The organism is Vreelandella sulfidaeris Esulfide1, from assembly GCF_054072535.1.
In genome coordinates this window covers 1350372-1365992 of sequence record NZ_CM133364.1, presented here as the reverse complement: position 1 = coordinate 1365992, position 15621 = coordinate 1350372, and the positions used below count along the sequence as shown (strand labels likewise).

Annotated in this window: 10 protein-coding genes and 1 pseudogene; 10 read left to right on the top strand and 1 reads right to left on the bottom strand. The window is 48.0% G+C overall.

All coding sequences use genetic code 11. The features are described 5' to 3' along the window. Nucleotides 1–26 precede the first annotated feature (26 nt). Nucleotides 27–242 (top strand): hypothetical protein, encoded by a 216-nt coding sequence (locus ACW44H_RS06285; RefSeq protein WP_457507797.1) that lies wholly within the window; start codon nt 27–29, stop codon nt 240–242. A gap of 379 nt (nt 243–621) precedes the next feature. Next, nucleotides 622–846, top strand: a complete 225-nt coding sequence (locus ACW44H_RS06280; RefSeq protein ID WP_457507795.1) for a hypothetical protein — start codon at nt 622–624, stop codon at nt 844–846. Nucleotides 847–4519: 3673 nt separating this feature from the next. Here the strand turns inward: ACW44H_RS06280 and ACW44H_RS06275 are convergent. Continuing rightward, complete coding sequence (locus ACW44H_RS06275) at nt 4520–4702, bottom strand: helix-turn-helix transcriptional regulator (protein ID WP_457507793.1); 183 nt, start codon at nt 4700–4702, stop codon at nt 4520–4522. Between the two features lie 1074 nt (nt 4703–5776). Between ACW44H_RS06275 and ACW44H_RS06270 the strand changes: the two genes are divergently transcribed. The 8 genes and pseudogenes from ACW44H_RS06270 (at nt 5777) to ACW44H_RS06235 (ending at nt 15614) form a co-directional block, all read left to right on the top strand. Continuing rightward, a complete protein-coding gene (locus ACW44H_RS06270; protein WP_457507791.1) occupies nt 5777–6202 on the top strand; it encodes a hypothetical protein in 426 nt (141 codons plus the stop codon). Between the two features lie 777 nt (nt 6203–6979). Further along, nucleotides 6980–7126: pseudogene (locus tag ACW44H_RS06265) on the top strand (IS3 family transposase); the annotation flags it as partial. Nucleotides 7127–7169: 43 nt separating this feature from the next. Beyond that, entirely contained in the window at nt 7170–7268 is a 99-nt protein-coding gene (locus ACW44H_RS06260; protein ID WP_457508949.1) for an IS3 family transposase, read from the top strand. Nucleotides 7269–7672: 404 nt separating this feature from the next. Then, nucleotides 7673–9244 (top strand): sensor domain-containing diguanylate cyclase, encoded by a 1572-nt coding sequence (locus tag ACW44H_RS06255; protein ID WP_457507789.1) that lies wholly within the window; start codon nt 7673–7675, stop codon nt 9242–9244. Between the two features lie 369 nt (nt 9245–9613). Further along, nucleotides 9614–11269, top strand: coding sequence for a GAF and HD-GYP domain-containing protein (locus tag ACW44H_RS06250; protein WP_457507788.1), 1656 nt, complete (start codon nt 9614–9616; stop codon nt 11267–11269). 27 nt (nt 11270–11296) lie between these two features. After that, nucleotides 11297–12070: a 3',5'-cyclic-nucleotide phosphodiesterase gene (locus ACW44H_RS06245; RefSeq protein WP_457507786.1), complete on the top strand. Its 774-nt coding sequence runs from the start codon at nt 11297–11299 to the stop codon at nt 12068–12070. Between the two features lie 59 nt (nt 12071–12129). Continuing rightward, nucleotides 12130–13482 (top strand): hypothetical protein, encoded by a 1353-nt coding sequence (locus ACW44H_RS06240; protein ID WP_457507784.1) that lies wholly within the window; start codon nt 12130–12132, stop codon nt 13480–13482. A gap of 11 nt (nt 13483–13493) precedes the next feature. Beyond that, nucleotides 13494–15614 (top strand): FecR domain-containing protein, encoded by a 2121-nt coding sequence (locus ACW44H_RS06235; protein WP_457507782.1) that lies wholly within the window; start codon nt 13494–13496, stop codon nt 15612–15614. Nucleotides 15615–15621 lie beyond the last annotated feature (7 nt).

Here is a 15621-nt window from a genome sequence, read left to right as displayed (position 1 = left end):
ATGCACTACTACCACCAGGCACGTCGGTGGGTGACAGACTTTACGCCTGGCAAGAGAAAGCGCAAAACGAAGGTAAAGGCATATGGAAAGATGCATCGTCACTGCTAGACCTCTTACAACTACCGGGTTCTTTGGATGATCCCAAGCTCGACGACATCGGAGATAACGCCGGTAGTGTCATAGGGAAAAGCAATCGATATGCCAAAGGTCTCTGGTCTCGCTATGCCCAACCCGCCATTTGACCTTATTAGAGACAACATTCCATTAATCGATAACGCGGCTGATGAGCTGCAGCAATAAATGCACCCTATGTCACGGTTATCATTACAGACTGATCCATCATCGCCCCACCCTGGTCTGAAAGTACAACTGACCTCGGTACCCAATGCATATGCCGATAGCGTCAAAGCCCAACATGGCGTTCCTGTGAGCTGGCACTGCTTAGGCGCTTAACAATAGCTATGTCAGTTGGCCATGCAGACAGAGAATAAAAGTCACTGGGTCAGTAACTGTGAAAGTCCGGTCGGGCATCTCTTCTACCTATTTGCGTCACCGAAAGGCTTATCGACTACCCTCGTGGTCGCGCCGGCATTTAATCAACCTCTCACTGACTAGACCATAATGAACTCACTGCTTCTATCAACCCTGTTTACCGCCCTACTGAGTACCGAGCCACGCATCTATATTGATCAGCACTCGGAATGGCATGCTCAAGCACAGCAACGAATCAATTCGGCTCTTCAGGTCATGCGACTGAATTATCTTAACGGTCTCACTGAGATCGGCCTGACGATTAAACGCATAGAACGTGAAATCACTCTTTCGGAGATTGTCTTTACTGGATGACCATGGATAACCCATAGAGAATCTGGCCAACATCTTAAAGCTGGGAATGTCGTTGGCTAGCTCATAAAGCATCGTTGTCTATTGCGAGACTATAGTTGAACTAAGCTTTACCTGATCGAACCGATCTTTGCTTCTTCTTTTGCACACTTGTGCTTCAATGCCTTTATCAAGGCCTTCGTGGATGCTTGATAGAACCGCTTACAGCTTGATAGAACCCTTCTAGCGTAGAGGTAGATGGCGGAAACGCCTGTAGGCGTCTTAAGACAGATATAGAGACGCCTGTGAGCGTCTCGTAACACAAGTAAAACGCCTGTGGGCGTGTTTTACCCGGTAAAGAAACGCCTGTGAGCGTCTCGAAGTAGGTTTAAAACGCATGTAGGCATCCTCGAACTGTTATAGGGACGCCTGTGGGAGTCTCTCTATTGGCAACAAGCGCTTGCAGGCGTCCTAATGTTTTTTAATAAACGCCTGTGGGCGTCTCCAAGCAGAGTTTGAAACGACTACAGGCGTCACGTTGTTAGTTGCTTCAAATAAATATGCTTGGCGTAAAAAGCCTTTGAGCGTCTGGGTTATCAATAAACTTTATATAGTCGATTTGCACATTCGTTAGTGACTATTATAGGCGGATAGCAGGTATTCAATAGATGTCCTAACTATGGGGTTTCAGGAGAGGGCTGATATGTATTGCTTAAGGGGTTAAATTACAAGGCTAGTTGCCATGAAACTGCCCCGAAGAGATGTATTTTCACGCTAAAGATGCTATTACTAATTCAAGGCATCCCCATGCCTTGCTCTAGCCCGTGATAGTCTTTATCCAACTGTCGCGGGCTTCCTATTTATGCCCACGTAAATTAAATAGTAGTTTCATGAAGGCAATAAAAGCGTTGATATGCCATAGCTAATTCTCGGCAACTGTTTCACCTTACAACCTGCATCTTTATCTAACACGTCCGCGCACACACCCGGTAGACGTTCCCCATAGCTTCATCCTGCTTATCTTAACCTGATGATCCTCTTATCGGTTGTATGCCAGGTTGCCCAGCCCTAGTTGCTGCTTTATTTTGCGACACATCCCAACTACATCTCTTTATTGTTTGACGGTGCTTTCAAAATTCCCCCATGCGGAAATACCTATCTCTCGGATTGCCCCTTTGTGGCGGGATTGCCTGAGGGTGAACCGCTACAAACTTGGTTTATCAAGCCAAGAAAGTAATGAATAGTTGGCTTGGCAACGTGTCGGCGGTGCCTTCAAAATTACCGCATGCGGTAATTTCTCTCTATCGGATTCGTCTATTACTCCCAGAATAGTCTGCATGTGAGCTCCTCTATGCAGAGAATCCAGCCATCAACTTAATGAATAGACGACCTGAGAGTGAGATGTCGATGCCTTCAGAATTACCGCATGCGGTAATTTTCTTGCACTAAGCGTCGTTATTTTTGTTGAGATAGCCTGACGGTGAGCTGAATAAAGTTGGATAATCCAACCATCCAGCCAACAACTCAATGAATAGTCGACCTGAGAGCGAGATGTCGACGCCTTCAGAATTTCCGCATGCGGTAATTTTCTTGCACTAAGCGTCGTTATTTTTGTTGAGATAGCCTGACGGTGAGCTGAATAAAGTTGGATAATCCAACCATCCAGCCAACAACTCAATGAATAGTCGACCTGAGAGCGAGATGTCGACGCCTTCAGAATTTCCGCATGCGGTAATTTCTAACTCTCGGATTCGTCTTTCTGCTGGCCTGTCAGTATTTTTGATCATCGAACTGTGAGCCGTCGCTACTAGAAATAATCTTGATACAGCCACCACGCCTGTTCGATCTAGTAGTCCATGACATGAATCCATCTAAAATTACCGCATGCGGTAATTTTCTACCTCTCGGATTCGTCTATTACTCCCCGAATAGTCTGCATGTGACCCCGCTATGCAGAGAATTCAGCCAACAACTCCATGAATAGTTGATTTGAGAACGAGATGGCGGTGCATTCAAAATTTCCGCATGCGGAAATTTTCTAGCTCTAGGTTTCGCCGCTTAGTGTTGGGATAGTCTGACGGTGAGGCGTTTCTAACTTGAATAATGCAGCCAACAGCTCCATGCATAGTTGACCTGAGAACGAGATGACAGTGCATTCGACGGAGTTTTAGCTTTGCTAGTGATGGAGGGGACTACAGAGCTTCGAATGAAACTGCTCATAGCATCCCGCCGTTTTGACCTGGCATATCAGTGCAAAGTGCATTACAAAAAGACCGCATGCGGACTTTTTCATTTGCTAGGTTAGGCAGCATTTACTGATTAATAGTGATGCTGCGAGCGCTCTGACTACTTATGTACCTCTAACAGAACGTAGACTGGTTCCTATAGCAGCCAGTGACATTGCTCCTTCTTAAAAGTCCGCATGCGGACTTTTTCTATCTCTCGGATTCGTCTATTGGTGTAGGGATAGTCTGACGGTGAGCCGTTTCTAACTTGGGTAATCCAGCCAACAACTCCATGCATAGTTGACCTGAGAACGAGATGACGGTGCATTCAAAATTTCCGCATGCGGTAATTTTCTAGCTCTAGGTTTCGCCGCTTAGTGTAGGGATAGTCTGACGGTGCGACGTTTCTAACTTGGGTAATGCAGTCAAAAAATCTATGTATAGCTGACCGGAGAACCAGAAGACGGTGCACTAAAATTACCGCATGCGGTAATTTTCTACTCTCGGATTCGTCTATTACTCCCCGAATAGTCTGCATGTGACCCCGCTATGCAGAGAATTCAGCCAACAACTCCATGCATAGTTGACCTGAGAACGAGATGACGGTGCATTCAAAATTTCCGCATGCGGAAATTTTCTAGCTCTAGGTTTCGCTGCTTAGTGTAGGGATAGTCTGACGGTGAGGCGTTTCTAACTTGGGTAATGCAGCCTACAACTCCATGCATAGTTGACTTGAGAGCGAGATGACAGTGCATTCGACGGAATTTTGGCTTTGCTAGTGATGGAGGGAACTACAGAGCTTCGAATGAAACTGCTCATAGCATCCCGCTGTTTTGACCTGGCATACCAGCGCAAAGTCCCTTACATAAAGTCCGCATGCGGACTTTTTCAGTGTGTTTGATTTCAGTATATTGCTGATTTTACTAGTTGTGAATTGAGCCCCTGTACTTCGCATGTTTGTGCTCATAGCTACACGGTGAGTTGTCATAGGAACCCGATGCATAAACCTATTAACAAAAGCCGCATGCGTTCTTTCTCAATCCAGTGGGACTCGCCTAGCCGAGAGTCGAATGTGGTGCCTGCGGCCGTCTCTACTTCGTTTATGGCTCCCATTAACACCATGACTGGTTGTCCTTCACAGCCTGTGCAGTGCTAGATACAAAAAGAGCGCATGCGCCCTTTTGCACTCTGGACACTCGATTAGCTTAGCGCTTTTGAAGAATAGCTACTGGACGACACCAATTTGATCTGAGTCGTCTTCGGTTGCGGCCAAAATATAAAGCGGCAACTATGCGCGGGCTGGCCGACCGACCAAAAAAGGAACCGGCACGCTCGAAAGAGTCCTTCGCACAGCCACCTTTATTGTTCTGGAGGAACACATTATGCCGCTCGCTAAGCATACTCAACGGCGGCATAATGGGTGTTTCCCAATGTGCGTATATTGATATCTCAGAGAAAATTCATTGCTTACTTTATTTACCATTCTCCCAGTTCAATAAAACCCTTAATGGCCAGCGTACGGCCCGTGGGCCAATCCGCACGGGCTTTGGAGCATCTTCAGTATTTATCCAACGCCACCACGTCGAACGAGAAATGCTGTAACGTTCGCACACATCTGCCAGCCTCAGATACCTCTCCTTCTCAAAATCAGACATCTCTTACTCCATAATTGAACGAGCTAGAACATCTTTCGACTTACCTAGGCAGATTAAATAATTGTGATTAACAGTATGGGAAATAAGGCCATCAAAATCGCACTGCTAATGACAGAAATTCTACAACTTGGACATTGTGTGGCATGTACATGAATGAACACATCAATAACGACCCTTTTAGTCAAAATTCTACGTGGAACGCCAACGGTGAGCTATTTAAAATATCGCCATTTAAATACCCGGTTTAGTCCAGCCTACATGTGAAGATTTCAGCTTGTAGATTATTTCTTTGTCGTCGTATTGCGAAGGTTTGACGAAACGCTCGTTCCATTGCTACAGCTAATGGCTGGTATCTAACCATTAGAGGGTTCGGCGACTCGCTAGACAAGTGCTACTAATTACTTGGCGGGCTCGACTTTGAATAGTCGATGTAATGGAGGTTGCTCATGGATCTACCTTAATATCTTTAATACAGGGCCTAAGGGCGTCTACAAAATCTGAAGCGAATTGATCTGTTTTTATCGCAAATGCATCCTACCTCACGATAGTCTTAACCCAATATTACAAGAGAATATCGTTCCGCTGTCGCCTGCACTTGTCTAGCTTTATGGACCGACACGAAGCGGTGGAGTCGCTGCAGCGCCCGTTTCGGCACAGGCTGGTGAAACTCAGCAGGGTGAAACCCAGATAACTACTTCCCTATAAAATTGTAATTAGTCGCATCCTCTAATACGTTGCGCAAACCACATAAGCCTTATAACCCTTGTACAAATAAACCGCATATACAGCCTGTTGCTAAGCGCGCTGAACAAGGCACTATTTCAATGTTAAGGCATCACGAAGCAGAGCAAAAGTTAAAGTGGATAAACCAGATTAAAGATAGGCGTCTACTTGCATAACTTCTGGTCTTTTTAGGTTAACAGTTTATAATGTAGCCCAAGAATGCATGCCCCTTAAGCTCTGCTATCTTAAACATCTTGAAAATACTAGGCTTGCTCTTATGTCATCATATCAGCGAGGTGCAAGATGATTATCAATGCCGATAGCTCATCAAATAATTGACTGGAAAAATATATGCCTGCTCATGAAATATCCGAAAAACACCTTTTTTGCAACGCTCTAAACACCTACCTAATGGAAAAATTTAATTATAAGACATCATGCACTTCATCTGGCTTAGGCGTGAATGTTAACGCAAGGCGCCATAAATTTGATCTATACATACGTATATTCGAATTGGGCAATCAATACTGGGGCGGTAAAGCACTTGTGATTAGCCGAATAGAGTTTAATAAAACTCGCCAAGGACATGGCAGTGAACTGCTTAGTTTCATTAGCGATTTTGCGCAAGAGCATCAATACGATGTTATCGGGATTGAGCAAGCTAGCACATCTTCAATACACAGTTTTGCTGAAAAGCATGGATTTATCAGGCTTGAAAACAGCAGTAATTACTCTGTGCCTGTTGAGCAGATTACTACGAAAACCGCACAACTTTAGGTATAGATTTCAATGATATAAATATTAGATTCCTTGCATATTTTTTTGAGAAAGTTCTATATTGCCTTACGCATTCTGATGTCCTACGAAGCAAACGAGTACGTAATACATTCAATGCCAAGGTGTATATACCAGCCAACGAGCTTTCTCACTTCTGATGCCGGACATATGCCGCCAGAGAGCCAAAAAGTACCGAGAGTCCTTGCGCCGGACCCTTTGCTTATTCTAAGCAGCCTTACTAAGTATAAAGGTTAGCGGGTCCATTTAGAAAAGATGTTCTTGCCACGTAAAGCCGATTGGACCATTAACTCTGAGCGATAGTGCGCGGCCAGCTTCAAGATAAAATTAGCGGTACGGCTCAGGCTATAGGGAAAGGTGAACCCGGCGTCGGAGGCACAAAGATACCGTTTTTTTATCACCACGTAATCAATCTATATTTTTCTTAACCATAACTTCTCTTGGTAGTTGATCAGTAGACTCGGTGAGGGCTGCCAAGATGATAGGGAGGCGGGAAATGAACTTGCATCAAAAAATCGATGGTGAAGATAAAGATTAGGTCGCACCAGCTATTATAGTTTGCTAAGGCTTCCAGTCGCTGGCCAATAACCCGAGGCCACCAGAAGTAGATACTCACAGCAGAGTTACCCAAACCACCACTTCCACTGACTAAGAAGAGCTCTCTGGAGCAGTTGCTCTAAGAAAACGAAAAGTTGCGTGCTAAGGCGGCATATCTAAAAAAAGTTGTGGGTCTTTCGTCAGGCCAAAGATCAAGCCGCGCCGCTATTGCATTCCGACCAAGGCTGGGAAATATCGATGCCTGCTTACCAACGCAAACTCAGCGAGCACGGCATGATACAGAACAAGTCAAGAAAGGGAAATGGACGGTATAACGCAGCGATGGAGAGCTTCTTTAGGTTGCTGAAACTACTTGAACCTTTTAGTCGGTATTGAGCAGTGAAAGGCGGATATCCGTCCCTGGATCCATTACTGCAATCATGAGCACATCAAGACCAAGCCAAGAGGCCTGAGACCGGCTCAGTATCGAAATCAGACCTTGGGTGGTTAGTTTTTTACTGCCCAGCTTTTAGGCTCAGTTCAAAGAACATAAATATCATTTAGGGCACAGTGCTCTGGTAAATTCTCATTAGAACAATCACATCATTAGCATCCAATATGTCCTTTTTAGAAGCACCCTGCTAGAATGACAGCATCTTAATTGATGTGTAAAGCAATCGGAAAAGAGTACAGTTAGCGTAGACGGCACATCAAAAAAATGAGCTATAAGCATGAAAAATAAGGCGTTTCTTCAATACCGGGCGTTTGCAGGCTGTTTGGCGGATACAAAAAAACAGCTAGCACAAAAGTATTAGGCGAATCTTCTTAGAAAACTAGCACCCATATTAAGAAGCAAAGCCAAGCAGTGGCTTTACTGCTTTCTAGGCCATGGTCGAAAAAAATAAGAGATTTACTATGTCCGAGCACTTCCAAGCACCGACCGTTAGCACCAATTTGGCTAGTACTGTTTCGCCAGCGTTTTTCGACTTACCACCCGCTTTGACGCAACGACTGAAGGACTGCAACACTTTGCCTTCAATGCCTGGCGCGGTCTTGGAAGTGCTCAGAATAGCCCGAGACCCAGACGCCTCGTTGAGCGACTACGCCAATGCTATAGAGCGTGATCCCGCCCTCACCTTGCGCTTTTTATCTCTTGCCAATAGCGCCCTGCACCGGGGCACCAAGAAAAACGTCACGACCTGTCGAGAAGCTGTCGTCCGGCTAGGTACTGACGCTACCATTGCCGTCGTCTTGAGCTTTAGCTTGATTGGAGGTAAACAGAGTACTGACACTTATACATATATATGGCAGCGAGCCCTAATCGCAACTCTTAGCATACAATGTCTCAGCGAACATTTTCTGTGTCAATCACAAGCGAGGCAGCTTTTCACCGCTGCGCTGTTGCAGGATATCGGAATAATGGCGCTGCATGAAATCGCCCCTCCTTATGCAGAAATGCTGGGGATATATCTACACGATCACGAAGCACTTTGCGCCCAGGAGAAATCACTCTTTGGCTGCGATCATGCCGCCATTGGTGCCTGGCTTTTGAAGAGCTTGGGTATACCTGAAGATCTCGCCATTTTGGTCGCTCAAAGCCATGACGGCAATGAGGCTATTAAAACTTCCCTACTGTGCCTGCAACTTTCCGGGAGTATTGCCGACGCTTGGCTTTCACCCACTCCGCAAAAGTGTTTTGGGGAATTAGTAACGCACCATCCAGCATTAGAACCCAAGCTATTAGCAAATCTTCTGGATCATTTGCAAACGAAACTACCTCCTATAGCACAGCTGTTCAACCTCATCATGCCCCCTATGCTCAACAGTGAGGTCCTACTAGCAGAAGCCAAACAGCTATTGCACGAGCGGAATCAGCAGCTTCAGTTACTACTGAAACGCGAGCAGGAAAAAAGCAATGCCCTGCAAGAGCAAAATACCCTTCTTGATCACCAGAGCCGAACAGACCCTCTCACCGGCATCGCCAATCGCGCATATCTGGAAAAGCAGCTGGCCCTTTTATTTGAGCAAGCCAACTCTGGCCAAGAAACGCTGAGCGTTATCTTTATTGATCTGGATCACTTCAAACAACTTAATGATACTTATGGGCACCAAGTAGGCGACGATGTGTTGAGACAGTTCGCCAGGCTCCTTTTCGGCCTAGTGGCCGAGAAAAAGCGTTCAGCGGTCAATCTACAGGATATTATGGTGGGTCGTTACGGAGGCGAAGAGTTCCTGGTATTGCTTTCGCAACAACCGCCCGAACAAGCCGAACATCTAGCAGATCAGTTAAATCACGCTTTGCTGACTACCACGATACTCGAAGTATCGGGCCAACCCCTTAAGGTGAGCGCCTCGATTGGTATTGCCAGCATGAGTGACGCTATCTTTAGGACGCCTCTTGAACTTATTGAAGCCGCCGATCGCAGCATGTACCTTGCGAAACGCAGCGGCCGTGCCTGCACCATACTTTTTAATGGTAGCCGATGATCCACTTGCAGGTGAGCCGCAGGCTTATTGAAAGCACTTAGGAGTCCTTTGGGAGTCTCTGCACGCTCAAGAATCTGTCGACCAATCTTGCTCTTAACGGCTGACAGAATTTCCATTTCATCTTATAAACAATAGCTTATATCCATGCTTTGTCGCCGCCTGGGCTATTGACGACCGGAAGTAAATTAAAAAACCCATCGACCTATCCCCATTTAGGTAATCTTCAAGTTGTCACCCCAAATACCTGTTAATCGGGTAGTTACCTGACCTCACCTGTCCGAGCCGGCGATTCGATTAGAATTGGCATCTTTCCTGGATTAACTTTTCTCATCCTATATAATGAATGAAACAAAATAAATTAGGTGCTATATGGGTGGGGAGTCTTACGGCAGTGACATTACACGGATCCGCCAACTCAACGAGATCGGCATTGCCCTTTCTTCAGAGCGCAATCACGATGCGTTGCTAGAGAACCTGCTGACTAGCGCAAGGGAATTAACTCAAGCAGACGCTGGCACGCTCTACACCTTTGATGCTTCAAAACAGCAGCTCTCTTTTGCAATCGTACAAAACGATACATTGGACCTACGCCTTGGGGGACTTAGCGAACCGGTAGGCGAACAGTTTCCCATCATTGATTTATATCAAGCTGATGGCTTACCCAATCACCACCTAGTAGTAGCTCACACTGTCTTAAACGACTGTACCGTCAATATTGAAGACGCTTACACCGCGAAAGGCTTCGATTTCGCTGGCACGCGGAAAATCGACCAAGCCACGGGTTATCGGTCGCGGGCTTTTCTCACCGTACCGATGCACAACCACCAGGGTGATACTGTAGCGGTTTTGCAACTTTTAAATAAACGTACCGCACACGGTATTGACGGTACTTTTAGCTCAGCTGATCAGCATATTGCAGAGTCGCTTGCTTCGCAGGCCGCCGTAGCTATCACTAACCATCGGCTAGTTGACGAAATGCAGGCTCTCTTCGACAGCTTTGTCCGCGTTATCGCCACCGCTATTGATGCTAAATCTGCTCATACCGGCGCTCATTGCCGTCGTATGCCAGAAGCAACGTTATTGCTTGCCGAGGCAACGCATCGCTCACAACACCCCGAAGTCGCCAGTTTCACCCTAACCGAAGATGATCGCTACGAAATTAAAACCGCTGCCTGGCTCCATGACTGTGGAAAAATCGTCATACCCCACCATGTCATGGAAAAGTCGACCAAGCTTGAAGGGCTGTTTGATCGTCTTCCTGCCATTGAAGCCCGCTTTGCGGCAAAGCAGCAAGCGCTTTGTGCGGCACAGCTGCGTGCTGAGCTCGATGCTTATCGCAACGGTCAGCTGTTTACTGAAGAAGAACGCGAAGTCTTCGCAAACAAACAGTCAACACTTCAGGAAGATCTCACTTTGATACGTCGTTCAAATACGGACGGTGAGTACCTTAAAGATCAAGATGTCGAGCGGCTCCAGGCAATTGCGCAAGATACCTGGGAAGACATAGATGGCCATCGACAGCCTCTATTGACTGAAGACGAGCTAGAAAACCTTTGCATCCGTCACGGCACATTGAATCAAGAAGAGCGGAAAATCATCGAAGGGCACGTAATCGCTACGCTCGACATGCTGGCTGAGTTGCCTTTCCCGAAGCATTTGCAGCGTGTTCCCGAGTATGCAGGAGGGCATCACGAGAGAATGGACGGATCCGGATACCCTAACGGACTGACTCGCGAACAGCTTTCATTACCAGCGAGAATGTTGGGGATTGCTGATGTTTTTGAAGCGCTTACAGCGCCGGACCGGCCTTATAAAACACCGATGAAGCTTTCTCAAGCCCTGAATATTATGGGACGCATGGTAGAGGAACGGCACCTCGATCCGGTTTTATTTGCTGTGTTTATCGAAGAAGGTGTGTACCTGGATTATGCACGTCAGTACTTACAGAATTACCAAATAGACACTGTCGATATCGATTCACTCTTAAGAGTGTCCATCGCATCAGTTGACAGGGTCAACGATTAAAACCTTCGCAAAGATAATAATAGTTTTATGCAAATAATCACACTCGGCGCAAGCGGTGGGCTTGAACCACAGCAAGGCACTAGCGCTTTTCATTTGCCGCCTCATACGCTCATTGATGCTGGCACAGGCGTTCAAAGACTCAGCAATGCTGAATTAATGTCAGTGCATAGCGTACTGCTAACACACGCCCATCTCGATCATATCGCAAGCCTCCCCCTTCTGATTGACATGCAGTTTGACGCGCTGGCCGAGCAAGAGCGATCCCTAAACGTCTACGCACTTCCGGAAGTGTTGGAAACCCTTAAGCGGCATATATTCAACGAACATATTTGGCCTGATTTCACTCAGCTTCCTTCAGCTGACTCCCCCGTGCTCCAATTTGTTCCTATCACCTTGTGGGAGGAGTTTACGTTACCCGGAGAAGCCAACATACCGTTACAAGTGACGCCGTTTCCCGTTTCTCATGGAGTCCCCACCTGCGGCTACTGTATTAACGATGGTAGCAAACAGGTCGCCATTTGCGGCGATACCGGCCTAAGCGAATCCACGATTACAGCACTTAACCGTTTAGGGCCACTAAATCGCTTGGCCATCGAATGTGCATACAGTAACCACTTTGATGCACTAGCAAAAATTAGCAATCACTTAACGCCGCATCGTCTTGCCAAGCTCCTTGATGCCCTGGATACGCTCCCGGAAGAGCTATGGATCACACACTTAAAGCCTAAACAGCGCGAACGCATTGCCAGTGAGCTTTGTCAGCAGCTCCCCTCTCACTTGAATTGGGTCCTGCCTTCATGAGGCATTTTCTACGACGCAGCATAATTCCATGCCTTCTTGGTATGGTACTTAGCGCGTCATTGATTTCCCCCACATGGGCTTTTCAAGCAGAGCTTGCTAGCGCTCAAATATTGTTGGCCCAAGATGAGAACCAATCCGCCTACTCGCAGTTGCGGGCCACAGAGATCGAACACAGCGGTAACCCTGAATACGATTACTGGCTGGGCGTTGCGGCCCTTCGCGCGGGTGAGTCAAGTCACGCGCTGATGGCATTAGACCGAGCCATTTTACGCCAACCCAACCATGCTGGCGCCCGTATTGAGCGCGTTGCCGCCCTGGTTCAGCTCGATCAACTAGGGAACGCCGAACGTGAAATAAAGCAGTTACAAGCCCTTTCACCCCCACCCGATGCCCAAGCCGCCATTGCCCGATTTCAAGCAGTAATTGAGCAGCACCTTCAGGCCAAGAACGGCCCGCAGCATCAAGGCCTTTTAGGTGTGGATATCGGTTATGACAGCAATCCGCAGCAGTTTCCTAATGAAATCGCTATTTCCCCCCCTCAACGCTTTCTCGATGCCATAGAGGAGTTGCGTAAACAGGCGAGCGAACTGGGCATTGAGGTTGATGAGGATTCCATTCCGCAGACTCAAGTACTTAATCGAGATGCCAGCACCTACCAGCGGCTACAGGGAAACTATCAGGGTCTTTTCCCTATCGATTCGCAATCCCGCTGGCGTATCAGCACAACTGGCCAAGCTCAGCGCTATACCGAGATGACGGCGCAAGATTACGACCTTACCCTGATCCAAGCCCAATTGGGTTATCAACGCGACCTAGCGTCACAGCGCACAGTAATGCTCAAGAGCAGCGCTCTGCAGGGTTGGAGCGGGCGTAGCCAGAATCACTTGCTTACTCGCTGGGGCAGCGGAGTGGATTTACGCCACCCGTTTGGATTGGGTAGCGAACTTACCTGGCAGCTTGACGCACAGCATAACCGCTTTAGCGCCGCCAACAATAACTACGATATGGGTCGCTTAGGCGTTCAACTTGACACCAACCATACCGCGCTTCGTACTCGTTTAACTGCGCAAATTGAGCATGAGTGGGCCACTGGCGATCGCGACGGAGGTGACCTCCAGCATCTGCTGTTAGGCGCAGGTATCGATTATCCACTGAGTGATCGCCACCTGTTTCGCGTCAACCTCAATCATCGAATCCGCACCTACCAAGAAGATGGTTTTGCACCGTTTAATGAATATTCACCCACAGCCCGCCGCGATCGTATTTGGCAAGCACGGCTCTCGTGGCTGCATCAATTCAATACGGACTGGCTGTTGGAAGCCGGTGCCGAAGTTGAACGTCGGCGCTCCTCAATCAATTTCTTTGATATGCGCCGTTACCAGACTCAGTTAGCGCTTCGCTACCTTTTCTAACGGAGATTATTATGGCCTGTTTTCATAAACGTCCATTAGCTCGCTTTACAACGATCGGCCTGGGTAGCCTGGCGCTGCTGCCGTTTCCCTCCTTCGCTGATACGCCAGCAGGGCGGATCATGTTTGTTCATGGCGATGCAACTATCGAGCGCAATGGACAGCGCTTACCGGCTGAGCGCGGCGACGAGTTTTTTGCCGGGGATACCTTTCATACCGCTCAAGCCAGTACGCTGCAACTGCGCTACAGCGATGGCGGCACCAAGGCGATTCGCCCCGATAGCTCCTATATCCTTGAGCGCTACGTTCTCGACGAAGAGACACCTGACAACTCGGCACAAAGCGGCGAACTCCTCCGCGGAGGCCTGCGCTCGATTACCGGCGCCATCGGCAAAAACGCGCCGCAGAACGTCACGCATAGAACCCCCGTTGCGACCATCGGGATACGTGGCACCAGCTTTCAAATCCTCCATGTACCAGAAGGGGGAACTTCCTCGCTTCCCGGCGTCGATACAGGCAGCTACTTCTATGTAGAAAGCGGCATGTTGGCCATGTCGACGAATGCAGGCGAAACCCTAATTCGCCCGGGCCAAGTCTTTTTCACGCCCTCACTCGATACCGCACCACAGCTGGTTCCCGGTGGCATCGACATCTTTGAGCAGCTCGATAACAACATGCCTCAAGGGGAAGACACAACAGCAGAAGCGTCTCCAGTCCCAACAGCTACAGAGGAGGCATCAAATAATCCCGGCACATCCCCAGCTGGTACTTCCCTTGAAAACGCTGCACTCACTCCGTTTGAAGACGACAGCTCAGTACAGAACACGAATAGCGAATATCAAAGCGAAGAACGAATAGTAGCTCAGCTCGAGGGCGCAACTGCAGTCAACCAAAGTAATTCCAACACAGGCAGCGGCAGCACCAATGGCGTTGGTAACGGCGGCACCAATAATGACGTTGGCAACAGCGGTACCAACAATGGCGCTGGCAACAGCGGTACCAATAATGACGTTGGCAACAGCGGTACCAACAATGGCGACAGCAACAGCGGCACCAACAATGGCGTTGGCAACAGCGGTACCAACAATGGCGTTGGCAACAGCGGTACCAATAATGACGTTGGCAACAGCGGTACCAACAATGGCGCTGGCAACAGCGGCACCAACAATGGCGTTGGCAACAGCGGTACCAATAATGACGTTGGCAACAGCGGTACCAACAATGGCGACAGCAACGATGATGTTGGGAATGGCGGCACCAATAACGACATAGGCTCCGGCAGCAGCGGCATCGACTACAGCAATCAGGCTACCGGTACTGACAATGGCAATGGCAATAGCGACCAGGGGAACGGTAATAACGGCCAGGGGAACGGCAATAACGGCCAGGGGAACGGCAATAACGGCCAGGGGAACGGCAATAACGGCCAGGGGAATGGTAATAACGGCCCAGCACTAGGTGAAAATACTTTCATATCTTGGATCGACTTTGAACCAACTAGAGCTCAAACTTTGGTAAATGTTGCAGATAGGGAGGTTTTTGAAGAACTTTATCTTCAAAACATAACACCTTCAGCTCAAGGAACTTACCCTGTTAATAGCGGTGAAATAGTCTGGGGCTACTGGAAGAGCGGCACCGAAGTACCCGCCTCTGTGGATGGCTCAACGTCGCTAGACAAATCCATTGTCTTTATTGCAGCTTCCGATGAGATTTCAGACTCTTTGAGCGCATCATTAAGTGAGTCGGCCCTCAACGCTTTGCGAGACCAGCTCGAAACGGGTGTGACATTCAACTGGGTCGGCGGCACTGGCTTAGTGCCTAGCGATGGCGGCGATATTATTCCTATCCTACCTAACAGTTCTATTATGCTTTCAAACAGCGAAGGCGTGCAGGTCGAGATTCTATTAGACGGCTTTGGCAGGCTGTTGGGCAGTAATCAATCTGATGCGTTCTCGCTGGACGGTATCAATCTGACGCACGAGGCATGTGGCGATAGTAATTGCTTTGAAGGTGGCAAGTTCAATGGCCGCTATATTGGTGAAGAAGCCGCCACCATAATGAGCTTGATCGAAGCCTGGGGAGAACAAACCGGTGACTACAGTGGTCCCGGTATTTTTGTTCGTCTTGCTCAATAGCCTTAAA

Coding starts and splice junctions, on each gene's coding strand:
- ACW44H_RS06280 (WP_457507795.1), top strand. CDS start 622: ATGAACTCACTGCTTCTATCAACCCTGTTTACCGCCCTACTGAGTACC.
- ACW44H_RS06275 (WP_457507793.1), bottom strand. CDS start 4,702: ATGTCTGATTTTGAGAAGGAGAGGTATCTGAGGCTGGCAGATGTGTGC.
- ACW44H_RS06270 (WP_457507791.1), top strand. CDS start 5,777: ATGCCTGCTCATGAAATATCCGAAAAACACCTTTTTTGCAACGCTCTA.
- ACW44H_RS06255 (WP_457507789.1), top strand. CDS start 7,673: ATGTCCGAGCACTTCCAAGCACCGACCGTTAGCACCAATTTGGCTAGT.
- ACW44H_RS06250 (WP_457507788.1), top strand. CDS start 9,614: ATGGGTGGGGAGTCTTACGGCAGTGACATTACACGGATCCGCCAACTC.
- ACW44H_RS06245 (WP_457507786.1), top strand. CDS start 11,297: ATGCAAATAATCACACTCGGCGCAAGCGGTGGGCTTGAACCACAGCAA.
- ACW44H_RS06235 (WP_457507782.1), top strand. CDS start 13,494: ATGGCCTGTTTTCATAAACGTCCATTAGCTCGCTTTACAACGATCGGC.